Origin of the sequence: Pseudomonas sp. RtIB026, assembly GCF_016861355.2 — a bacterium.
Lineage (GTDB): Bacteria > Pseudomonadota > Gammaproteobacteria > Pseudomonadales > Pseudomonadaceae > Aquipseudomonas > Aquipseudomonas peradeniyensis.
The window spans coordinates 1,260,502-1,283,265 of sequence record NZ_AP023348.2; the positions used below are offsets into that span (position 1 = coordinate 1,260,502).

Sequence of the window (22,764 nt, forward strand, 5' to 3'; positions counted from 1 at the left end):
CTGAAGGTTGTTTCCTTACAGCCGAAACGGTCTTTTTTGCTGCTTTTGCTTATTTAAAACGCTGTGTTTGCTCCGAAAAGGAGCAAAAAAGGGGCTTTATCCGAAAAACCATGGGCGGGTGCAACTTGCAAATGAAAAATGGTTGCACCTCGTTCATGTTGTTGCATAGGATTCGCCGCCTGGGTGCAACCGTCGTGCGCGGCGGTCGCAAGAGATAAAAACAACGCCAGGGCACAACTCATGGGCAATCCACTAACGATCACCTTCGTGATCTACATTGCGGCAATGGTGCTGATCGGCTTCGCCGCCTATCGCTCCACCAAGAACCTTTCCGACTATATTCTCGGCGGCCGTAGTCTCGGCAGCGTGGTCACCGCGCTTTCCGCCGGCGCATCGGACATGAGCGGCTGGCTGTTGATGGGCCTGCCGGGCGCCATCTACTTCGCGGGCCTTTCCGAGGCCTGGATCGCCATCGGCCTGACCGTCGGCGCCTACCTGAACTGGCTGTTCGTCGCCGGCCGTCTGCGGGTGCAGACCGAGCACAACGGTGACGCCCTGACCCTGCCGGACTACTTCTCCAGCCGTTTCGAAGACCAGACCGGTCTGCTGCGGATCATCTCGGCGATTGTCATCCTGGTGTTCTTCACCATCTACTGCGCCTCCGGCATCGTCGCCGGCGCCCGCCTGTTCGAAAGCACCTTCGGCATGCCGTACGAAACCGCCCTGTGGGCCGGTGCCGCGGCGACTATCGCCTACACCTTCATCGGTGGTTTCCTGGCTGTAAGCTGGACCGATACCGTGCAGGCTTCGCTGATGATCTTCGCGCTGATCCTCACCCCGGTGATCGTGCTGATCTCCACTGGCGGCTTTGACCAGACCTTCGCTGCCATCGACGCGGTGAACCCGGCGCACTTCGACATGTTCAAGGGCGCGACCTTCATCGGCATCATCTCGCTGATGGGCTGGGGCCTTGGCTACTTCGGGCAGCCGCACATCCTGGCGCGCTTCATGGCCGCCGACTCGGTGAAGTCGATCACCAACGCCCGTCGCATCTCCATGACCTGGATGATCCTGTGCCTGGCCGGTACCTGCGCGGTCGGCTTCTTCGGCATCGCCTACTTCTCGGCGCACCCTGACCTGGCAGGTCCGGTCACCGAGAACCACGAGCGCGTGTTCATCGAGCTGGCCAAGATCCTGTTCAACCCGTGGATTGCCGGTATCCTGCTGTCGGCCATCCTGGCCGCTGTGATGAGCACCTTGAGCTGCCAGTTGCTGGTGTGCTCCAGTGCACTGACCGAGGACTTCTACAAGGCCTTCCTGCGCAAGAACGCTTCGCAGAAGGAATTGGTCTGGGTCGGTCGCCTTATGGTCCTGGCCGTTGCCCTGATCGCCATTGCCATGGCCGCCAACCCCGAGAACCGCGTGCTGGGCCTGGTGGCCTACGCCTGGGCCGGCTTCGGTGCCGCCTTCGGTCCGGTGGTGCTGATCTCGGTGCTGTGGAAGGGCATGACCCGCAACGGCGCCCTGGCCGGTATCGTGGTCGGCGCGCTGACCGTGATCCTGTTGAAGAACTACGTGGACATGGGGCTGTACGAGATCATCCCGGGCTTCCTGTTCGCCAGCGTCGCCATCTTCGTGGTGAGCAAGCTGGGCAGTCCGTCGAACAGCATGGTTTCGCGTTTTGAAACTGCTGATGCGGCGTATCACGCCGACAAGTAACGCCTGCTGAATCGGCGTTGTCCCTATCGCGGGGCAAGCCCGCTCCCACGTGTCCTCGGGCATTTGTGGGAGCGGGCTTGCCCCGCGATGCTTTTTGCCGACTGCAAGGCAAGGTAAACTTGGCGCCCCCGCAGGAGTCCTCATGAACTATCGTCACGCCTTCCATGCCGGCAATCACGCCGACGTCCTCAAGCACATCGTGCTCACCCGCCTCATCGCCCTGATGTCGCGCAAGGAGCAGCCGTTCGCCTACATCGACACTCACGCTGGCCTGGGTCTCTACGACCTGCAGGGTGACCAGGCGAGCCGTACCGGCGAATACCTCGAGGGCGTGGCCCGCCTGTGGAACCGCGACGACCTGCCGGAAGCGGCCGCAGACTACCTGCGCATCATCAAGCGCCTGAACCCGGATGGCGAGCTGCGCTACTACCCGGGCTCGCCCGAGCTCGCGCGCCGCCTGATGCGCCAGCAGGACCGCGCCTTGCTCAACGAGAAGCACCCTGAAGATGGGGCGCTGCTCAAGGAGAACATGAAGAAAGATCCGCGGGTCACCGTTCACCTGGGTGAAGGCTGGCACATCCCGCGGGCGCTTCTGCCGGTGCAGGAAAAGCGCGCGATCATGCTGATCGACCCGCCGTTCGAGCAGGCCGACGAGCTCAAGCGCTGCACCGTGGCCATGAAAGAGGCGATCGGTCGCATGCGCCAGACTGTCGCGGCGATCTGGTATCCGATCAAGGACCAGCGCTCGCTGACGCGCTTCTACCAGGACCTGACCAGCACCGGCGCGCCGAAGCTGCTGCGGGTCGAGTTGTACGTGCATCACCAGGACAGCCCGCAGGGCCTGAACGGCTCGGGCCTGGCCATCGCCAACCCGCCTTGGGGCCTGGAAGATGAGCTCAAGACGCTGCTGCCGTGGCTGGCCAAGGAGCTGGCGCAGACCGCCGGCAGCTTGCGCATGGACTGGCTGATCGCCGAATAACCCGCACGAACCCTGTAGGAGCGGCCTTGTGCCGCGAAAGGGCTGCGCAGCGGCCCCGGATTTCATATGCGCCGCTGAAATTGCCGGGGCAGCTTCGCAGCCCTTTCGCGGCACCAGGCCGCTCCTACAAGGGGGCGGTGTGTCCGCCATCTTTGCGTTATAATCCCGCCCTTTAGCCGCCATCCGCCCGAATGGCCGTTGGCGCACTTCATACCGATTTGAGAGGCTAGACCCTTGGCACTGACGATTCTTGGCCTGTCCGGCGCCCTTAGCCATGACCCTTCCGCGGCCCTGTACATCGACGGCAAGCTGATTGCCGCCGCCGAAGAAGAGCGCTTCGTGCGTGACAAACATGCGAAGAACCGCATGCCCTACGAGTCGGCGAAGTTCTGCCTGGAGCAGGCCGGCATCAAGCCGTCGGACGTCGACGTGGTGGCCATTCCGTTCGCCCCGATCAGCCTGTTCGGCAAGGCCCGCTGGCACTACGCCAAGCGCTACTGGTACGCCCCGGACCGCGCCCTGGACGCGCTGCTGATGGGCAACCGCCGCTACAAGCGCTACCGCAAGAAGATCGTCTGGTGCCTGGAGCAACTGGGCTTCGATCCGAAAAAGATCAAGATCGAGCCGGTCGAGCACCACCTGGCCCATGCCTCCAGTGCCTACCACTGCTCGGGTTTCAAAGAGAAAACCGCGATCCTCGGCATCGACGGCAAGGGCGAGTACGCCACCACTTTCTTCGGCTACGGCGAAAACGGCAAGATTCACAAGATCAAGGAATTCTTCGATCCGGACTCGCTGGGTGGCCTGTATGGCGCGATCACCGAGTTCCTCGGCTTCGAAATGCTCGATGGCGAGTTCAAGGTCATGGGCATGGCGCCGTATGGCGACGCCAGCAAGTATGACTTCTCGCGCCTGGCCAGCTTCGAAAACGGCGAGCTGGTGATCAACACCGAATACGCCAACGTCATCGGCCTGCGTCGCTATAAAGAGAAGGGCAAGGGCTTCTACTTCTCGCCCAAGCTGATCGAGTGGCTGGGCCCGAAACGTGAAGGCGACATCGCCGACGAGCCGTACATCCACTACGCCGCCAGCATGCAGGCGCTGTTCGAGAAGCTGGCCCTGCAGATGATCGACCATTACCTGGGCGACACGCTGAAAGAGACCGGCAAGCTGGCCTTCGCCGGCGGTTGCGCGTTGAACGTCAAGCTGAACCAGAAGATCATCGCCCGTGATGATGTGAAGGAGCTGTTCGTCCAGCCGGCCTCCGGCGACGCCGGTACCGCCGTTGGTGCGGCCGCCTACGTTTCCCACGCCCGTGGCGTGCCGGTCGAGAAGATGGAGCATGTCTACCTCGGCCCTGCGTATTCCAACGAAGACGTGATCGCCGCCTGTGCCCGTCACCCGAGCCAGCCGAAATGGCGCAAGCTCGAGAACATGCCGGAGCAGATCGCCAAGATCATGGTCGATGGCAACCCGGTGGCCTGGTTCCAGGGTCGCATGGAGTTCGGTCCGCGCGCCCTGGGCGGTCGTTCGATCATTGGCTGCCCGAGCGTGGAAGGCGTGGCCGACCGCATCAACCATCAGATCAAGTTCCGCGAACGCTGGAGACCTTTCTGCCCGTCGATGCTCGACACCGTCGCGCCGCAGATGATCAAGATCGATCACCCCGCGCCGTTCATGACCTTCACCTTCGAAGTCGCCGAAGAGTGGAAGACCCGCGTGCCGGAAGTCGTCCACGAGGACGGTACTTCGCGTGCCCAGGTGCTCAAGCGTGAGTACAACCCGCGCTACTACGACATGATGAAGGCGCTGGAAAACCTGACCGGCAACGGCGTGTCGCTGAACACCTCGCTGAACCGCCGCGGCGAACCAATGATCTGCTCGCCGACCGACGCCCTGAACATGTTCTTCGGCTCGGACCTGCAGTACCTGATCATGGAAGACATCCTGGTGGTCAAGGAAGGCGCCGCGCCGTATGACCAGCCGCTCTGAACCGCGCATCCTGCAGTTCTGCCATGGCTATGACGGGCCGTTCCTCGATTGTGCCCGTCAATACGCCAGCCTGTTCCAGGGCAGCGGCTACAAGGTCACTACCGTGTTCCTCACCGGGGCAGCCGACGCGAAAGTAGCGGCTGGCTGTGCCTCGGACGAGGTGCTGTTTCTCGAGTTCAGTTCCAAGGCCGTGCGCGGCCTGAAGCTGGGCGCGATCCGCGCGCTGCGCAAGATCGCCGCGCAGCGCAATTTCAGCTTTTGCATCGCCCACCGCTTCAAGCCGATCTATGTTGCGCTGCTGGGGACCGGCTTGCCGGTAATCGGCGTGCACCATGCCTTCGGTGATTATGAGCGCAAGGGGCGGCGGCTGTTCGCCAACCTGTTCCGCAAGCGCCTGAGCCTGCTCGGTGTGTCGGATGCGGTGCGCGACGACATGCGACGCTGCCTGGGCCAGTGGCCGGCCGAGCGTATCCAGACCTTGTACAACCGCATCGACGTCGAGGCACTGCAGGCCAGCCTGGTGCCGCGTGACGAGGCACGCCGTACCCTGGGGCTGGATGAGCAGGCCTGGGTGGTCGGCAACGTCGGCCGCCTGCACCCGGACAAGGACCAGGCCACGTTGCTGCGCGGTTTTGCCGAAGCCTTGCCGGGCCTGCCGGCCGGTGCACGCCTGGCGATCCTGGGCAAGGGCCGTCTCGAGGCGAAACTCAAGGCCCTGGCTGCCGAGTTGGGCATCGCCGGGCAGGTCGACTTCCTCGGCCAGGTGCCGGATGCACGCCGCTATTTCCGCGCTTTCGACGTGTTCGCCCTGAGCTCCGACCATGAGCCGTTCGGCATGGTCCTGCTCGAAGCCATGGTCGCTGGCGTGCCGGTGCTGGCCACCGCCTGTGGCGGCGCCCGGGAAGTGGTCGAGGGCGTGGGTGTGCTGTTCCCGCTGGGCGATGCCGCGCAGCTGGCCCAGGGCTTGAAGCACATGGCCGGACTGGACGCGCAGCAGCGCGAGGCATGCGCCGGGCATATGCTGCAGCGCCTGCAGCAGCGCTTCAGTGACTCGGCAGTGCGGGATGCCTTCTGGCAACTGCCGCACGTCCGCGCGCTGATGGCGGAGGCCTGATGCTCAATCATCTCAAGGCCTGGCGTGAACGCGGCTGGCAAGTGATCGATGCGGCCGCCTACAACGACGCCTGGCAGCGTTTTGGCGGCAGTGTCGCCACGCACCCGTTGGTGATCGAGCAACTGGCGGACCTGGCCGGGATCCCGGTGCGTTACCTGGGCTGGTTCCAGGGCGCCGAGCTCAAGGCCGCGCTGCCAACCTGGGGGCGCCACCTGGCGCTGTCCAAGGACGTGCTCAAGCGTGAAGGCAAGAAAGGCCTGTTCGACCTGGGCAATGCCGAGATCATCCTGCCAGCCGCCGCCGATGCCGGGGCGCCACTGCGCCACGCCGGTCGCTATCTGTCGGAGTTGAACCAGGGCCGTTTCGCCGGCCTGAAGGCACAACCTGAGCAGTTGGCCATGGCGCGGCCCCATGAAGATCTGTCGAAGAAATTCCGCTACAACCAGCGTCGTGAGCTGCGCCTGCTGGAAGAGGCGGGTGGCCAGGTGCGACCGATCGGCGATTTCACTGCAGCCGAGATCGCCGCGATGTACTGTGACTTGTTCCAGCGTCGCTGGGGCTTCCCGGCCACCGGCGCGGCCCGCATGGCAGAGGTGGTCGAGCGCCTGCGCGAGCTGCTGATCGGTTCGGTGCTGTTCCTTGAAGGGGCGCCCATCGCCATTCAACTGGTGTATCGCGTCGAGGCGCCGCAATGGATCAGCGTCGAATATGTAAACGGCGGTGTCGATCCAGAGACCAATGCTTTCAGCCCTGGTAGCGTATTGAGCTTCCTCAATACCCAGGCCGCCTGGGAGGATGCCAATACCCGCGGCAAGGCGCTGCGGTTCTCGTTCGGTCGGTCCGACCGGGAGTACAAGGATCGTTGGTGCAACCCCGTCAACGTCTTCCAGGTCTGAACATGAGCGCCAACAAACAGCAACTGCTCAAACGCCATCGCAAGCGCAAACGGGTGATCCTGCTGCTGGCGCTGGTCGTGCTGCTGTTCTCGGCGCTGTGGGCGCTGTGGCTGCCGCCCGTGCTCGCGGTGCTGCTGTGGGTGGCTCATGAGGCCTGGTTTTCCGACCACCTCTTCTATGTGCCGGGCAGCGACTACCAGTACGACCTGCAAGCCAGCGAGCGTCATGCGCTGCGCAGCCAGGGTGGGGTGCTGGCCTTGCCGGGCGATTGCACGCTGGACGGTAGCGAGACCCTGTTGTTACGGGTGAGCCTGCGCGCCGGCTGGTTGGGGCGGCTGTTCGATCCGGCAGTACGTATCGACGGTGGTGTCGCCGATTACCAGGCCTTCGAGCGGGGTGTGAGAGGTGTGCGCTACCTGAACCTGAGCGGGCAGGCCGAGGCGCTGAACGCCGGGCAGTTGCGCCTGAGTGGTCGCCATTGTCGCGTAGCACCTGAGATGGAGTTGCTGGTGCTGCGTCACCCCGACTACCTGGCTGGCACCCTGATGGTTATCGCCCCTCATGCCGACGATGCCGAGCTGGCGGCGTTCGCTGCCTATTCCCAGGCGAAGAGCAGCTGGATCGTGACCCTCACCGCTGGCGAGATCGAGAACGAGTACTACCGCGACACCTTCGGCCTCGACCTGGTCGAGGCGGCCCGGCTCAAGGGCCAATTGCGCAGCTGGGACAGCGTCGCCGTGCCGCGTTGGGCCGGCGTGCCCTCCAGTCAATCCGTGCAGTTGGGCTATTTCTGCATGCAGTTGCCTGCCATGCAGGCCGAGCCCGAGGCATCGATCCCGTCGCGCGAGGCGGACCTGGCCGACACCCGGCCATTCCGTCGTTTCAATGAAGTCGCGTTGCAAAGCGACGCTGATGGCCGGCCGAGCTGGACCAACCTGGTCCAGGACCTGCGCGAGCTCATCGAGCGCGCGCGTCCGGCAACCATCGTGATGCCGCATCCGACCCTCGATCCGCACCCGGACCATGTGTGTGCCCATGACGCCTTGCAGCAGGCGTTGCAGAGCGCCGACTGGCGGCCTGAAACCCTGCTGTTCTACGCCAACCACCTGCACGACAATGACCGTTGGCCGATGGGTGATGCCGGTACCGGCGTACCTTTGCCACCCTTCTTCGATGCCGGCATGCCCATGCGCCCTTGGGTGCTTGGGGTGGATGCGCAAGAGCAGAGGCAAAAGGCCATCGCTTTGGGTATGATGCACGACCTGCAGCCCGCGGCCCCGCTCAAGCGCCGAATCCGTCGCTTCCTGCAGCGCTGCCTCGCCGCCCGGCGCTGGCCCGCATTCGGTGAAAATGAATTCTTCCGCAAGGCCGTACGGCGCCACGAACTGCTGTGGGTCGGCACAATGATCGACAAGAGAGAACCACGGTGAAAGTCCTGTTCCTGGTCCAGAAAGAGCAACGCGCCATCCTGGACCGTCTGTACGAAGGCATCGCGGCCGACTGCGAGTGCGATATCCGTTGGTTGACCGGTGACGAGCAGGCCGATCTGCGCAGCTATTTCCGCGAGCATGTGCAGGTCGAGCAGTACGACCGCATCCTGTTCTTCCTGCGGTTCAAGAAAGAGATTCGCCAGGCACGCTTCATTCGGACGATCCCGAACCTGGTGATCCTCGAGCACGACGCCTACCAGAATTACATTCCCTGCAAGTACACCGGCAAATTCAGCGAGTACTACCGCCAGCTGCCATGGGCGCGCATCATCACCTCCGGCGCAGTGGTCACCCGACGCCTGCGCGATGAAGGCTTCGACGCGATCTTCGTGCCCAAGGGTTACGACCAGGCGCTGCTGCGCAATGAAAACCATGAGCGTGATATCGAGTTGGCGTTCGTCGGCAGCCTGCGCAGCGTGGCCTACTCCGGGCGCAAGCAGATGCTCGAGTCGATTGCGGCGGTGGAAAACCTGCTGATCACCCGTACCAAATCCGGCGAGGAGTACAGCCGGACTCTCAGCCGCATCCGCTTTTTCGTCAGTGCCGATGTCGGCATGGGCGAGTACATGATCAAGAACTTCGAAGCCATGGCCTGTGGCTGCGTCCTGTTCGCCTATGACCAGGGCGAGGAAGAGAACCAGGCGCTGGGCTTCGTCGACATGCACAATATCGTGCTCTACCGCGACCTCGAGCAGTTGCGCGAGAAGCTCGCCCGGCTGCGTGGCGATCTCGCCCTGGCCGAGCGTATCTCGCGCAATGGCCAGCAGTTGGCCGAGCAGCGCTATACCTTCCACGCGCTCGGGCAGGCGATCACCGAGGCCATGCGCGCGCCGCTGCGCCCGGCCGCGAAGCCTGGCCTGCTGGAGCGTGTGCTGCTGGCCATCGGCCTGTCGCGTTAAGCCCTACACACATCGAGGAAGCCATGATCTTCAGTGAAAACAGCGAGATCACACTGGTGGTGACCAGCTGTGGTCGATTCGAACTGCTCAAGCGCACGCTCGAAAGTTTCGACCGCTACAACACGGCGCCCATCCGTGAAGTCTTCATCACCGAAGACTCCGGTGACGAGGCAGTGCGTGGCTGCATCCCGGAACACTGGCGCGAGCACACCACCTTCATCGTCAACAATCCCAAGCTTGGGCAGTTGCGCTCGGTGGACGCCGCCTATTCGCAGATCAAGACCTTCTGGGTGTTCCATTGCGAGGATGACTGGGCCTTCTATCGCCCGGGCTTCATCGAGGAATCCCAGGCACTGCTGGAGGCCGACCCGCAAGCGTTGCAGGTCTGGCTGCGCAGCTTCAATCATGACCTGCAGGTGCACAGCCCCTATGTGTTCCTGGAGGAGCGCCAGGTGCTGCAGGGCATCGCTTTCCACAAGCTGGGCTCGCACAAGGCGGAATGGCAGGGGTTCTCGTTCAACCCGGGCCTGCGCAGGCTGGCCGACTACCAGGCACATGCACCGTACGCCTCGCATTCCGGCGAGAAGAGCTTGTCGCGGTTGTACGCCGAGCGCGACCGCTATGCGTTGATCCTGGAGAACGACGCCGTGCTGCATACCGGTTTCGGCGAGCATGTGGAAATGGCGGAAGAGAAAATCAAGAAGGCACGGCGCAAGCGCATGGATCGCATTCGTCTGTTGGGCGTGCTGGTTATCGGACTATTGCTGGGATGGGTGTTGAAGGATGTTTGAAGGGATTGGTAACGACAACCGCACGAGCAGGCGTTACTTCAGCGCTGCGCTGATCATGTTCCTGGCCAGCTTCGTGTTGATGGCCTCATCGAAATGGACCAACAACATTTTCTACGCCTTCATCGCGTTGCCTGGCCTGGTGTTCCTGGTCAAGGAGCGTGGCGCGGGGCTGTTTGGCGACAAGCTTGGGCTGGTGTGGCTGGTATTCCTGCTGTGGTTCCTGGTACCCGCAGCGATTGCTGGCGATGGGCAGTTCTACAAGCACATTGCTTATGTTGCGCTCTTTGTCTTTGCCGTGGCAGGGCTGACGAATCAGGGCTTCTTCCGCTCTGAAGTGTTCGCGCGTGCGCTGTTCTGGATCATCTGCCTTTACATTTTCGGCTATTCGGCGTTTGCCTACCTGACCGGCATCTACGCCTTGGGTGAGCGGGTCAGCCTGATGCCCGCGCGCATGCAGAACGTGATCTACACCAGTATATGGCTGCTCTGTGCGCTGGCGCTGGCCATGCCGGGGTGGTTGCACCGTCGTCGCTGGGTCGAAGCGTTTGCCGCCGTGGCGCTGTCGGTGGTGGCGATTACCTTCGTCCTGCAGACGCGTACCGCGATGGTCGGCGCGGCGTTCCTGTTTGCCGCCTGGGCGTGCTGGGCGCTGTGGCGCTTCCCGCGCGTGGCCGGCAGTTGGCTGCTGGTATTCGCGGTACTTGGCGGCATCGCCCTCTGGTTGGTCAAGGACATGGCCTGGTTCCATTCGCTGTTCGAGCGCGGTGATTCCTATCGTGGCGAGTTGTTCCACGTGATGGTCGGCGAGTGGCAAAACTGTGGCTGGATGGTCGGCTGCGGCGTCGAGTTCCATACCGACAAGCTGCTGAGCGGCTTCATGCCGATCCAGCATCCACACAATATCTTCGTTGCCCTGGGCCTCTACACCGGTGGCGTCTCGCTGGTCCTGTTCCTGGTCATCGTGGTGATGACCCTGGTCCAGGCCTTGCGCCTTCGTGACCCTTGGGGCATGTACCTGGCCTGTGCCCTGGTGATGCTCAACTTCGATGGCAGCAAGCTGATCGGCAACCCTGACGAGCTGTGGCCATTGGTCCTGTTGCCGGCAGCCATGGTGCTGGGCCGTGGGTTGCAGCAGCGACGTTCGAGCTGATGATGAAGATGGCCGCCTCCGGGCGGCCATTATCGTTCAGGCCAGTGCGTTGGCCAGGTCCTGGCGGCGGCAGACCTGCTGGCTGGCGAGATAGGCTTCGATGAAGGCGTTGTCGCCGTCACCCAGCAACCACGCCCGATCTTCCCGGTAACGCAGCATATGACGGAAGTTGCGCTGGCGTTGTGAGCGGCGGAGTGGCCTGGCGTACATGCGCAGGTCGGCGACGTCGATCAACCCCAGTTTGCCTTCGGGCGTCAGCACCACGTTGCCCAGGTGCGCGGAGCGGAAGTACACCCCCGCTTCATGAAGCGCCGCGATGAAACGTCCGAGCTGGTCGCGCAAGCCTGGGTGGTTGCCGGGTTGCTCCAGCAGTTGGCGCAGCGTATGACCGGGTAGCGGGTCATAGTGCACGGCATCGCGGGCAATCTCGGCGATACGGTAAACCGCCTTGACCTGCGGGCAGGGGATGCCGCGTTCGGCCAGGGCCTGGCAGTTGTCGGCGAAACGCCGGGCGTAGGGATACCAGGCCGCCGAGCTGATCAGGCGCTTGCGGCGGAACAGCTTGAGCATCGAACCGTCGCTCAGGCGCAGGACCTTGTCGCCAGTCCCGTCGGCCTCGAGGACGTGGGCGCCCTCGCGCAGGGCAAGGTAACGGGCGTGGTCAAGTGCGTGCATCAAGCCTCCGGGGCCAGGGTTCGGAACAGCCGTCTATCTTAACCTGTGGCGGGCGGTGCAAGACACCGTGTGTGGTATAATCCCGACTCTTTTTGACCCGACGGATTCTCATGACAGTTCCCGAATCGTCTTCCCCCGCAAGCCTGAAGATCTATCTGCGCCTGCTGGGCTATGTCAAACCCTACATCGGCATCTTCCTGCTGAGCATCGTCGGCTTCGTGATCTTCGCCTCGACCCAGCCGATGCTGGCCGGGATCCTCAAGTATTTCGTCGATGGGCTGAGCAATCCGCAGGCGGTGCTGTTCCCCGACGTGCCCTACCTGCGCGACCTGCAATTGCTGCAGGCGGTGCCGCTGCTGATCATCCTGATTGCCGCCTGGCAGGGCCTGGGTTCGTTCCTCGGCAACTACTACCTGTCCAAGGTCTCGCTGTGCCTGGTGCACGACCTGCGGGTCGAGCTGTTCAACAAGTTGCTGGTCCTGCCCAACCGCTACTTCGACAACCACAATTCCGGGCACCTGATCTCGCGCATCACCTTCAACGTGACCATGGTCACCGGCGCCGCCACCGATGCCATCAAGGTAGTCATTCGTGAGGGCCTGACGGTGGTGTTCCTGTTTGCCTACCTGCTGTGGATGAACTGGAAGCTGACCCTGGTGATGGTGGCGATCCTGCCGCTGATCGCGGTGATGGTGAGCACCGCCAGCAAGAAATTCCGCAAGCAGAGCAAGAAGATCCAGGTGGCCATGGGCGACGTTACCCACGTGGCCTCCGAGACCATCCAGGGTTACCGCGTGGTGCGCAGCTTCGGTGGCGAAAGCTACGAGGAGCGCCGCTTCGAGAAGGCCAGCCAGAGCAACACCGACAAGCAACTGCGCATGACCAAGACCGGCGCGCTGTACACGCCGATGCTGCAACTGGTGATCTACACCGCCATGGCCGCGCTGATGTTCCTGGTGCTGTTCCTGCGTGGCGAGGCTTCTGCGGGTGACCTGGTGGCCTACATCACCGCGGCAGGCCTTCTGCCCAAGCCGATTCGCCAGCTCTCCGAAGTCAGCTCGACCATCCAGAAGGGCCTTGCCGGCGCCGAGAGCATTTTCGAGCAACTGGACGAGAAGCCCGAAGTCGACAACGGCACCATCGAGAAAGAGCGGGTCGAGGGGCGCCTGGACGTGCGCAACCTCAGCTTCACCTACCCGGGTACCGAACGTCAGGTGCTCAGCAATATCAGCTTCACCGCCGAGCCCGGGCAGATGATCGCCCTGGTAGGTCGCTCGGGCAGTGGCAAGTCGACGCTGGCGGCGTTGATCCCGCGCTTCTACCACCATACGGAAGGGCAGATCCTGCTCGACGGCGTGGAGATCGAGGAATACCGCCTGCGCAACCTGCGCCGCCATGTTTCCCAGGTGACCCAGCATGTCACCTTGTTCAACGACACCGTGGCCAACAACATCGCCTACGGCGATCTGGCCGGCGCGCCGCGCGCGGATATCGAGGCCGCCGCCGCCGATGCCTATGCCAAGGAGTTCGTCGACCAGTTGCCCAAGGGCTTCGATACCGAAGTCGGCGAGAACGGTGTGCTGCTTTCCGGCGGCCAGCGCCAGCGCCTGGCGATTGCCCGGGCCTTGCTCAAGAATGCGCCGCTGCTGATTCTCGACGAGGCCACCTCGGCCCTGGATACCGAGTCTGAACGGCATATCCAGGCGGCGCTGGATCATGTGATGGAGGGGCGCACCACCCTGGTGATCGCGCACCGTCTGTCGACCATCGAGAAGGCCGACCTGATCCTGGTCATGGACCAGGGGCGTCTGGTGGAGCGCGGCACCCACGCCGAACTGCTCCAGGCCAATGGCCATTACGCCCGTCTGCACGCCATGGGGCTGGACGAGGCCGAAAAGGCCAACATCACCTGAGTCAGCGTCACGGCGAGGCCTGGCAGGCCTCGCCGGTCAATCGATACAGCATCGCTGCGGTTGGCCATAAAGCCCTGCGCATCCCTGTGCTAATATCCTGCCCCTGTTCACTTTTCCAAAAATGGGTTGCCCATGAAGTTGTCCATGCCGCGTTTCGATCAAGCCCCGGTACTGGTGGTCGGCGATGTCATGCTCGACCGCTACTGGCATGGCGGTACTTCGCGTATTTCGCCTGAAGCGCCGGTGCCGGTGGTCAAGGTCGATCAGATCGAGGATCGCCCCGGCGGCGCGGCCAACGTGGCCTTGAACATCGCCGCCCTTGGCGCGCCGGCCGCGCTGGTCGGGGTCACCGGCCAGGACGAGGCCGCCGATAGCCTCGCCAACAGCCTGCACGCTGCCGGTGTACGCTCGATCTTCCAGCGCATCGCTCACCAGCCGACCATCGTCAAGCTGCGGGTGATGAGCCGTCACCAGCAACTGCTGCGTATCGACTTCGAAGAGCCGTTCGCCACCGACCCGCTGTCGCTGGGCGCGGAGGTCGATGCCTTGCTCGAAGGTATCAAGGTGCTGGTGCTGTCCGACTACGGCAAGGGTGCACTGCAGAACCATCAGGCGCTGATCCAGGCTGCCCGCAGCAAGGGCATCCCGGTGCTGGCCGACCCCAAGGGCAAGGATTTCTCGATCTACCGCGGTGCCAGCCTGATCACCCCGAACCTCAGCGAATTCGAGACCATCGTTGGCCGTTGCACCGATGAAACCGAGCTGGTCGCCAAAGGCCTGAAGCTGCTCGAAGAGCTGGACCTGGGCGCACTGCTGGTGACCCGTGGCGAGCACGGCATGACCCTGCTGCGCACCGGCCACCCGGCTTTGCACCTGCCGGCCCGCGCTCGCGAGGTGTTCGATGTCACTGGTGCCGGTGATACGGTGATCTCCACGCTCGCCGCCGCCATTGCCGCAGGCGAAGACCTGCCGCATGCCGTCGCCCTGGCCAACCTGGCCGCCGGTATCGTGGTCGGCAAGCTGGGTACCGCTGCCATCAGCGCCCCCGAGCTGCGTCGCGCCATCCAGCGTGAAGAGGGCTCGGAGCGGGGTGTGCTGGGGCTGGAGCAACTGCTGCTGGCCATCGATGATGCCCGTGCGCACAACGAGAAGATCGTCTTCACCAACGGCTGTTTCGATATCCTTCACGCGGGTCACGTGACCTACCTGGAACAGGCTCGCGCCCAGGGCGACCGGCTGATCGTTGCCATCAACGACGATGCCTCGGTCAGCCGCCTGAAGGGCCCGGGCCGGCCGATCAACAGCGTCGACCGACGCATGGCCGTGCTGGCTGGCCTCGGTGCGGTGGACTGGGTCATCAGCTTCCCCGAGGACACGCCGGAGAACCTGCTGCGCCAGGTCAAGCCGGATGTACTGGTCAAGGGGGGGGACTACGGTATCGAGCAGGTGGTCGGCGCCGATATCGTCAAGGCCTACGGCGGCACGGTGAAGGTGCTGGGCCTGGTGGAGAATAGCTCGACCACGGCGATCGTCGAGAAGATCCGCAAGCACTGATACGTTGCAAGTCGCGGGGCAAGCCCGCTCCCACGAAATGCTGGGAGCGGGCTTGCCCCGCGTTCATTTATGCAGTGAGGTCCGCGCCCGGGCCAGCAGTTCCCGTGCCTTGTCCCCGAATCGTTCCAGGTGCGACGCCGGCGCGGGCTTGCTTTCGACCAGCCCCTGCTGCTTCAGCCAGTCCTTCCAGCGTACCCGCTCATCCCGCACCACCCAGCCATCCTGGCGGGCGAAACTCTCCGCCAGCCACAATCCGCGCGTGCCCGCGGGTGTCAGTTGGTCCTTCTTCAAGGTGTACAGCTCGGCCACTGGCTGGCCGTCCTTGAGCGGCATCAGGTAGAGGTCCGGCCGCTTGCGATTGAGCCTGGCCACCAACTGATCGCCCTCCAGGCGCTCGTCGACATGGAACAGGCTCAGCGACTTGGCCTCCCTGGGCACCTGCAGGCGCAGGTCGTAGATCAGCTGCAACGACGCGGTGGGCAGGTGTACATAGGCGCGCGGGCGCTCCAGCAGCATCAGCTTGGCGCAATGCACCGGGCGGGCGGCACCGGACTCGGGTGAGAGCACGAACGGCAGGGCCTCGCGATAGTGCAGGGCGTCGGCATAGGGCGCTGGCAACCAGGTGTCGTTGAAGCGTCCGCCCAGCCAGCCCTCCGGGGTTTCCAGCAGGCATTCCTCGGCCACTTCCTGGATCGCCGTGTGCAGCGGCAGGTTCAGCTCGTGGGCCGGGACATAGCCGGAAATCAGCTTGAGCACCACATCGCCACGGTCCTGGCGGCGCTGGCGGACCAGTACCCAGTAGTCGCGGCCCTGCCAGTGCAGGGTCAGTCGCACCGACACGCCGAGGTTGGCAAGTTCCGCCACGAAGTGCTCGGGGTCGGCGACCTGGATGGCCTTGCGCCGCTGCAGGGTCTGGGCGAAGTTCAGCGGCATGCCGATGCTCTGGTAGGCCAGGCCTTCGGGCGTGGCCTCGACATGCAGCGGCAGGGTCTTGAAGTTGCTCGGATTCTTGCGGATCAGCGTACGCGGCACGAGGCTCCTCCTTGCGTTGGGCCCCCGCCCGGGCGGCTCAGGGCCGGCCCAGGATGCGGGCGACGGTGGCCACGTTGTGGGCCAGGTGCAGCGGGTTGATGGTGCCAACGATGGCACTGCTCACGCCCGGGTGGGCGAACAGCAACTCGAAACTGGCCTGCACCGGATCGACCCCGGGCGCCAGGCAGATATGCCCGCTGGCCAGGGCCTTCTTCACCAGGATGGCCTTGCCGTGTTCGGCAGCGTAGTCCAGCACGGGCCGCTCCGCCTGCTCGTTGAGGTTGTAGGTGACCATGGCGCAATCACCTTGCTCCAGCGCCTTCAGGCCGCCGGCGACAGTCTTGCCGGACAAACCATAGCCGAGAATCTTGCCTTCCTGCTTGAGCGCGGCGAGGGTTTCGTACACGCCCTGCTGCTCGAGGATCGCCAGGTCGTTGCCGTCGGAATGCACCAGCACCAGTTCGATGCGGTCGGTTTCCAGGCGCTGGAGGCTGCGCTCGACCGAGCGGCGGGTGTGGGCGGCGCTGAAGTCGAAGTGCGACTGGCCGGCCTCGAACTCTTCGCCGACCTTGCTGACGATCACCCACTGCTCGCGCTGACCGCGCAGCAGCGGGCCGAGGCGCTCCTCGCTGCGGCCGTAGGCTGGCGCGGTATCAATCAGGTTGATACCCAGCTCGCGGGCCTGGGCGAGCAGCAGGCGGGCGGCCTCGTCATCGGGGATAGTGAAACCGTTGGGGTATTTCACGCCCTGGTCGCGGCCAAGCTTGACCGTGCCCAGGCCCAGCGGCGATACCCGCAGGCCCGTGCTGCCCAGGGGGCGGTGATGATCGTGCAGGGTCGGCAGCGTCATGGCAGCAGTTGCTCCCAGGCCGGCAACGCCAGCGGTGGACGAGGCAGGTCGGCAAGGTCCGGCCGGCTTGCCGGGCGGATGCCGTCACGTTCGAAGCTGGCCAGTACGCGATCGGCGAAGTCCGGCGCCAGGGCGAGCTTGGTCGGCCAGCCGACCAGCAGGCGCTGCTGGTCGGCGAGGAAGGCGTTGTCCGGACGCACCAGGCCTGATTGCGCCGGTTCGGCGCGGTCGACCCGCAGGGTGGCCCAGCGCACCTGGGCCTGGTCGACCCACGGCAACAGGCTGGCGACTTCCTTTTGCGCCGCGGCGATCTGCGCGGCGGGCTCGCGGGCCACGCCATCGGCCTCGGCAATGTCGCCACCCAGGTACCACACCCATTGGCCATCGGCGGCCGGGTGGGTGGTCACGGTAATGCGCGGCTTGGGCCCGCCGCCCAGGCAGTGGGCGTACAGCGGCTTGAGATTGGGGCCCTTGGCCAGGACCATGTGCAGCGGACGGCGCTGCATGGCCGGTTGGCTCAGCCCCAGGGCGTGCAGCAGCGCTTCGGTGCCGCCGCCGGCGCTGAGGACGATGCGTTGGGCGCGGATTTCGCGGCCATCGACCACCAGCCCGGCCAGTTCATCGCCGTCGCGCAGTGGCTCGATCCGCTCGCCGGCCAGCAGGCTGTCGCCCGCCAGTTGCGCCAGGTTGGTCAGCAGGCTGGGCACGTCGATGACCAGTTCGGCCAGGCGGTAGACCTTGCCCTTGAAGGCGCGGTCCTGCAGGGCCGGCGGCAGTTGCTCGCCCTTGACCTGGTCGACCCGGCCACGCACGGCCTTGCTGGCGAAGAAACTGGTGAGGTTGCCGGCCAGGGTGCCGGGGGACCACAGGTAGTGGGCGTCGGAGAGCAGGCGGGTACCGGTCAGGTCCAGCTCGCCGTTGCCGGCCAGCGCTTCGCGCCAGCGCCGCGGCATGTCGGCGATGGCCTCGGAGGCGCCGCTGAGGGCGCCGTGCAGGGCGTATTTGGTGCCACCATGGATGATGCCTTGCGACTTGATGGTCTGCTCGCCGCCCAGGCTGGCGCGCTCCACCAGCACCGTCGAATAGCCCAGGCGGCGCAGCCGGGCATTGAGCCAGAGGCCTGCGACCCCGGCGCCGACGATCAGCACGTCAGTGGTAATGGCGGATGGCATGCGGGCACCTCGAAAACTGGGACAGGTGCGCAGTATACAGCGTCGGGGCGGCGTGGGCTTTGCGATCCTGGGGCTGCTGTGCAGCCCTTTCGCGGCACAAGGCCGCTCCTACAGGGGCCGCGCAGACCCAGGATTTACGCGGTCCCCTGTAGGAGCGGCCTTGTGCCGCGAAAGGGCCGCAAAGCAGCCCCAAAATCCTCAGGGAAGCATCAATGCCCGGCAGTATTGGAAAACACCTGGATCACCACCACCCCGCCGACGATCATGGCCATGCCCAGCATCGCCGGCACATCCAGCTTCTGCCCGTAGATCACCAGCGCCGCGATGCTGATCAGCACGATCCCCAGCCCCGACCAGATCGCATAGGCGATGCCCACCGGAATGCTGCGCACCACCAGGGTCAGCATCCAGAATGCCACGCCATAGCCGCAGACCATCAGCAGCAGCGGCAACGGCGTGCTCAGCCCCTTGACCGCTTTCATGGAGGCGGTGGCGATGACTTCGGCGCAGATGGCGATGGCGAGATAGGTGTAGGCGTTCATGGTGCGGGTCCTCCGTTGCTGGATGGGCATTCTAGGGAATCCCCGGATGCGGTAAAGTCATTACCTATCTACTTTGGAGATAGGGTGGCAATGACTGAACACTGGAGTCTCGAGCAACTACGTCTGTTCGTGCGGGCCGCCGAGCTGCGGTCGTTTTCCGCCGTGGCCCGCGAGCAGCGCAAGGCCCAGTCGGCGATCAGCAGCGCCATCGCCTTGCTCGAGGCGGATCTGGGGGTGACCCTGTTTGAACGCAGCAGCGGCCGGCAGCCGCGCCTGACCGAAAGCGGCGCCGCCTTGCTGGAGGACGCCCGTGAGCTGTTGCGCCAGTGCGAGCGCCTGGATGGCCGGGCGCTGGCCTTGATGCGTGGGCAGGAGGCGTTGCTGCGGGTGGCCCAGGACGAGGCCATGCCCTACCAGCCGGTGATCGACAGCCTCGACGAGCTGGCGGCGCGCTACCCCTACCTGGAAGTGCAACTGGCCAGCGGCGCCCAGGGCGATGTGGCGCGCAAGCTGGTGGAGCGGCGCGCCGACCTGGGTTTGTTCTTCCACCACGAAAGCATCCCTGCCTCGTTGGAGCGGCGCGCCCTGGGCAGTGTCGAGATGGTCACGGTGTGTGCCATCGATCATCCGTTGGCACACCTGGCCAAGGTCAGCCGCCAGCAACTGGCCCGCCACCGCCAGTTGTTGATCACTCCGCAGCAGAGCGGTTACCCGGGCGGCGAGGCGATCAGCCCGCAGGTCTGGCGCGCCGACAGTTTCTACGCCATGGCCGAGTTGCTGATGCGTGGCCTGGGCTGGGCCTGGCTGCCCCGGCATGTGGTGCAGTACCCCACCTACCAGACGCAGATGGTCGAACTGGACAGCGAGTGGCGCCCGCCGGCGCTGGTGGCGGAGCTGGCCTGGCGGCGCGACGAGCCGCTGGGTCCGGCCGCGCAGTGGCTGGCCGAGCGCTTCGCCGTGCACCTGCGGGCGATTGGCTGACAGGCCTTTTCATCCAGTTCCTAGTAAACTCCGCCGCCATGAACAGAACCCTCTATACCCTGCTGTTTCACCTGGGCCTGCCGCTGGTCGCGCTGCGCCTGTTCCTGCGCGGGCGCAAGGCGCCTGCGTACCGTGCGCGGATCGCCGAGCGCTTCGCCTGCCAGCTACCGCCGATGCGCCAGGGCGGCATCTGGGTGCATGCGGTCTCGGTGGGCGAGAGCATCGCCGCCGCGCCGATGGTCCGGGCCCTGCTCAAGCAGTACCCGGACCTGCCGATCACGCTTACCTGCATGACCCCGACTGGCTCCGAGCGCATCCGCGCGATGTTCGAGGGTGAGCCACGGGTGCAACACTGCTACCTGCCTTACGACCTGCCGTGGGCGGCCGGGCGGTTCCTCGATCATGTGCGCCCGCGCCTGGGCATCATCATGGAAACCGAGCTGTGGCCGAACCATATCCACCAGTGCGCCAGGCGCGGCATTCCGGTGGCGCTGGCCAATGCCCGGCTGTCCGAGCGCTCGGCCCGTGGCTATGCCCGCTTCGCCGGCCTGACCCGGCCGATGCTCGAGGAGATGAGCCTGATCGCCGTGCAGACCGAAGCCGAGGCCGAGCGTTTCCTAGCGCTCGGTGCGCGCCACGAATGCGTGCAGGTGACCGGTTCGATCAAGTTCGACCTGAAGATCGACGATCAACTGCTGCCACGGGCCGGTGCATTGCGCGAGCAGTGGGCTGCCCAGCAACGTCCGGTATGGATCGCTGCCAGTACCCACGATGGCGAAGACGCGTTGATTCTCCAGGCTCATCGTGAGCTGCTGAAGGTCCACAGCGATGCGTTGCTGATCCTGGTGCCGCGCCATCCCGAGCGTTTTGTGGCGGTGCATGACCTGTGCGCCGGGCAGTTCTCCACGGTGCGCCGCTCGAGCGCAGATGCGGTCACGGCGCAGACCCAGGTACTGCTGGGCGACACCATGGGTGAGCTGCTGTTCCTCTATGCCCTGGCCGACATCGCCTTCGTCGGTGGCAGCCTGGTGGCCACCGGCGGGCACAACCCGCTGGAGCCGGCGGCGCTGGCGCTGCCGGTGCTCATGGGGCCGCATGTGTTCAACTTCCTCGAGATCAGCGCGATGCTGCGCGAGGCGGGGGCATTGCAACAGGTGGACGATGCCGAAGGGCTGGCCGGGGCGGTGCGCCGGTTGGTCGAGCTGCCGCAGGATGCGCGGCGCATGGGCGAGGCGGGCAGGGCGGTGATGCAGGCCAACCAGGGCGCGTTGCAGCGGTTGTTGGATGGGTTGGCAGGTTTGCTGAAATAAGCGTCCCAGGGAGCGCTTTGCGCTCCTTTCGCGGCACAAGGCCGCTCCTACAGGGGGTTGCGCTCTCCTGTAGGAGCGGCCTTGTGCCGCGAATGGGGCGCGAAGCGGCCCCAGCGCTCAAGGCCGGCGTTCGAAGTTCTTCGCCGCTGCCGCCGCCAAGTCCGGTGGCAGGAAATCCTTGTCCGGGTTGTAGTCGGCCTTCAGGTAGCGTCCCAGGTCCTGCAGGTCCTGCGGGCTCAGGGTGCCGGCGGCTTGCTTCAGACGCAGGTTGTCGAGAATGTAGTCATAGCGGCTGTTGTTGTAGTCACGCACCGAGGTGTACAGCTGGCGCTGCGCGTCGAGCACATCGACGATGTTGCGGGTACCGACCTGGTAGCCGATCTCGGTGGCTTCCAGCGCGCTCTGGTTGGAGATGATCGACTGCTTGCGCGCCTGTACCTGCTCCACGTCGGTGTTCACCGCGCGGTGCAGGTTGCGGGTGTTCTCCACCACCTGGCGACGCAGGCTTTCGCGCTGCTGCTCGCTCTGGGTCAGGCGGGCGTAGGCCTCGCGCACCTGGGAGCTGGTCAGGCCGCCACTGTAGATCGGGATGTTCAGTTGCAGGCCGATGCTGGTCTGCTCCACGTCACCGCCATAGCGCACGTTCGGTTGCAGCTGAGAATTGGTGAAACCGAGGTTGTCGTTGTCGCCCTTCTGGTACTTGGCCACCGCGTCGAGGGTCGGCGCATGGCCGGCCTTGCGCTGGCGCACGGTCTCCTCGGCCGCCGCCACGGCGTGATTGGTCGCCAGCAGGTTGAGGTTCTGCCGCCCGGCGGTTTCGACCCAGGCCTTGGCGTCGTTGGGCGTGGGCACCTGCACCGGCAGGGTGTGGACCACGCCCTGGATCGCCGAGTACTGGCGGTTGGTCAAGGTGATCAAGGCTTCGAAGGCATCCTGCACCTGGCGCTCGGCGATGATCCGGTTGGCCCGGGCGGTGTCGTAGCTGGCCTGGGACTGCAGCACGTCGGTCTTGTCCGAGAGACCGACGTCGAAGCGCTCGTTGGATTGGTCGAGCTGGCGCTTGAAGGCCGCTTCTTCGGCCTTGGTCGAGGCCAGGTTGTCCTGCGCACGCAGCACCGCGAAGTAGTTCTCGGCGCTCTGCAGGATCAGGTTCTGCTCGGTGGCTGACAGTTCCAGGGCGGCCTGTTCGTTGACCGACTCGGCGGCTTGTAGCTGGAACCAGCGGTCGGCGCGGAAGATCGGCTGCGCCAGGGTGGCGCTCCAGGCATTGCCGCTGCGGTTGGAGGTGACCGACGGTTCGTCGAGCTTGGTGCGGGTGCTCATCATCTCGGCGCCGGCCGAAAGGTTCGGCAGCAGGCCGGCGCGGGCCTGGGGCACCACTTCGCGGCGGGCGCCGTAATCGGCGCGGGCGGCGGCCAGGTCGGCGTTGTTGTCGACCGCTTCCTGGTAGACGCTGACCAGGTCGGTCTTCACCGTCGTGGGCGTATCCACTGCCCAGGCCACTCCGTGGGACGCACAAGACACGGCAATTGCCAGTGAGAGTTTGCGCAGCATAGGGCAATCCTTGATCAAATTTTATTTACTGTACTGTCGGGTATCGAGCGATGCGCCAGTGTAGTGCCGCGCGCCGCCATCAACAATCCGCCGTGTGTGCCATTTATCACCCCCGGATTTACCCGCTTGGCTTTGCCGGCCACTCCAGTCT

At 64.7% G+C, this 22,764-nt stretch carries 19 protein-coding genes; 13 read left to right on the forward strand and 6 right to left on the reverse strand.

Annotated features, from left to right (window positions below):
* The first annotated feature begins 240 nt into the window (after nt 1–240).
* The 9 genes from putP to PRtIB026_RS05720 all read left to right on the forward strand — a co-directional run bounded on the left by putP (nt 241) and on the right by PRtIB026_RS05720 (nt 11,030).
* The gene (gene putP, locus PRtIB026_RS05680) at nt 241–1,719 is read left to right on the forward strand and encodes a sodium/proline symporter PutP (protein WP_203648225.1); all 1,479 of its coding nucleotides are present in this window, start codon (nt 241–243) and stop codon (nt 1,717–1,719) included.
* A gap of 142 nt (nt 1,720–1,861) precedes the next feature.
* Nucleotides 1,862–2,698, forward strand: coding sequence for a 23S rRNA (adenine(2030)-N(6))-methyltransferase RlmJ (locus PRtIB026_RS05685; protein ID WP_203648224.1), 837 nt, complete (start codon nt 1,862–1,864; stop codon nt 2,696–2,698).
* Nucleotides 2,699–2,932: 234 nt separating this feature from the next.
* The gene (locus PRtIB026_RS05690; RefSeq protein ID WP_203648223.1) at nt 2,933–4,690 is read left to right on the forward strand and encodes a carbamoyltransferase; all 1,758 of its coding nucleotides are present in this window, start codon (nt 2,933–2,935) and stop codon (nt 4,688–4,690) included.
* Nucleotides 4,674–5,804: a glycosyltransferase gene (locus tag PRtIB026_RS05695; protein ID WP_203648222.1), complete on the forward strand. Its 1,131-nt coding sequence runs from the start codon at nt 4,674–4,676 to the stop codon at nt 5,802–5,804. The genes PRtIB026_RS05690 and PRtIB026_RS05695 overlap by 17 nt, the downstream gene beginning before the upstream one ends.
* On the forward strand, nt 5,804–6,700 hold the full coding sequence (locus tag PRtIB026_RS05700; RefSeq protein WP_203648221.1) for an antimicrobial resistance protein Mig-14: 897 nt from the start codon (nt 5,804–5,806) through the stop codon (nt 6,698–6,700). The genes PRtIB026_RS05695 and PRtIB026_RS05700 overlap by 1 nt, the downstream gene beginning before the upstream one ends.
* 2 nt (nt 6,701–6,702) lie before the next feature.
* A complete protein-coding gene (locus PRtIB026_RS05705) occupies nt 6,703–8,130 on the forward strand; it encodes a PIG-L deacetylase family protein (protein ID WP_203648220.1) in 1,428 nt (475 codons plus the stop codon).
* Nucleotides 8,127–9,089 (forward strand): glycosyltransferase family protein, encoded by a 963-nt coding sequence (locus PRtIB026_RS05710; RefSeq protein WP_203648219.1) that lies wholly within the window; start codon nt 8,127–8,129, stop codon nt 9,087–9,089. Before PRtIB026_RS05705 ends, PRtIB026_RS05710 begins: the two co-directional genes overlap by 4 nt.
* A 23-nt stretch (nt 9,090–9,112) precedes the next feature.
* The gene (locus tag PRtIB026_RS05715) at nt 9,113–9,880 is read left to right on the forward strand and encodes a glycosyltransferase family 2 protein (protein ID WP_203648218.1); all 768 of its coding nucleotides are present in this window, start codon (nt 9,113–9,115) and stop codon (nt 9,878–9,880) included.
* Nucleotides 9,873–11,030, forward strand: a complete 1,158-nt coding sequence (locus tag PRtIB026_RS05720; RefSeq protein ID WP_203648217.1) for an O-antigen ligase domain-containing protein — start codon at nt 9,873–9,875, stop codon at nt 11,028–11,030. The genes PRtIB026_RS05715 and PRtIB026_RS05720 overlap by 8 nt, the downstream gene beginning before the upstream one ends.
* 36 nt (nt 11,031–11,066) lie before the next feature.
* Here the strand turns inward: PRtIB026_RS05720 and PRtIB026_RS05725 are convergent, their stop codons facing one another.
* A complete protein-coding gene (locus PRtIB026_RS05725; protein WP_203648216.1) occupies nt 11,067–11,705 on the reverse strand; it encodes a phosphotransferase in 639 nt (212 codons plus the stop codon).
* Between the two features lie 110 nt (nt 11,706–11,815).
* Between PRtIB026_RS05725 and msbA the strand changes: the two genes are divergently transcribed.
* Together msbA and hldE are read left to right on the forward strand one after the other, a co-directional pair.
* Complete coding sequence (gene msbA / locus PRtIB026_RS05730; protein WP_203648215.1) at nt 11,816–13,618, forward strand: lipid A export permease/ATP-binding protein MsbA; 1,803 nt, start codon at nt 11,816–11,818, stop codon at nt 13,616–13,618.
* A gap of 132 nt (nt 13,619–13,750) precedes the next feature.
* On the forward strand, nt 13,751–15,172 hold the full coding sequence (hldE, locus tag PRtIB026_RS05735; protein ID WP_234562686.1) for a bifunctional D-glycero-beta-D-manno-heptose-7-phosphate kinase/D-glycero-beta-D-manno-heptose 1-phosphate adenylyltransferase HldE: 1,422 nt from the start codon (nt 13,751–13,753) through the stop codon (nt 15,170–15,172).
* A 63-nt stretch (nt 15,173–15,235) separates the two neighbouring features.
* Here hldE and PRtIB026_RS05740 read toward each other — a convergent pair whose 3' ends face one another.
* The 4 genes from PRtIB026_RS05740 to PRtIB026_RS05755 form a co-directional block, all read right to left on the reverse strand.
* Nucleotides 15,236–16,204, reverse strand: a complete 969-nt coding sequence (locus tag PRtIB026_RS05740) for a metal ABC transporter ATPase (RefSeq protein ID WP_203648214.1) — start codon at nt 16,202–16,204, stop codon at nt 15,236–15,238.
* A 37-nt stretch (nt 16,205–16,241) separates the two neighbouring features.
* Complete coding sequence (locus PRtIB026_RS05745) at nt 16,242–17,054, reverse strand: aldo/keto reductase (protein ID WP_203648213.1); 813 nt, start codon at nt 17,052–17,054, stop codon at nt 16,242–16,244.
* Nucleotides 17,051–18,226 carry an NAD(P)/FAD-dependent oxidoreductase gene (locus PRtIB026_RS05750; RefSeq protein ID WP_203648212.1) on the reverse strand — a complete coding sequence of 392 codons (1,176 nt, stop codon included), beginning with the start codon at nt 18,224–18,226 and terminating at the stop codon, nt 17,051–17,053. The genes PRtIB026_RS05745 and PRtIB026_RS05750 overlap by 4 nt, the downstream gene beginning before the upstream one ends.
* A gap of 209 nt (nt 18,227–18,435) precedes the next feature.
* On the reverse strand, nt 18,436–18,768 hold the full coding sequence (locus PRtIB026_RS05755) for a DMT family transporter (protein ID WP_203648211.1): 333 nt from the start codon (nt 18,766–18,768) through the stop codon (nt 18,436–18,438).
* A gap of 90 nt (nt 18,769–18,858) precedes the next feature.
* Between PRtIB026_RS05755 and PRtIB026_RS05760 the strand changes: the two genes are divergently transcribed.
* Nucleotides 18,859–19,749 carry a LysR family transcriptional regulator gene (locus PRtIB026_RS05760; protein WP_203648210.1) on the forward strand — a complete coding sequence of 297 codons (891 nt, stop codon included), beginning with the start codon at nt 18,859–18,861 and terminating at the stop codon, nt 19,747–19,749.
* 38 nt (nt 19,750–19,787) lie between these two features.
* A complete protein-coding gene (gene waaA, locus PRtIB026_RS05765) occupies nt 19,788–21,059 on the forward strand; it encodes a lipid IV(A) 3-deoxy-D-manno-octulosonic acid transferase (protein WP_203648209.1) in 1,272 nt (423 codons plus the stop codon).
* A gap of 117 nt (nt 21,060–21,176) precedes the next feature.
* On the opposite strand, the gene PRtIB026_RS05770 is transcribed toward waaA, so the two are convergent.
* Entirely contained in the window at nt 21,177–22,613 is a 1,437-nt protein-coding gene (locus PRtIB026_RS05770) for a TolC family outer membrane protein (protein WP_203648208.1), read from the reverse strand.
* Nucleotides 22,614–22,764: the final 151 nt, after the last annotated feature.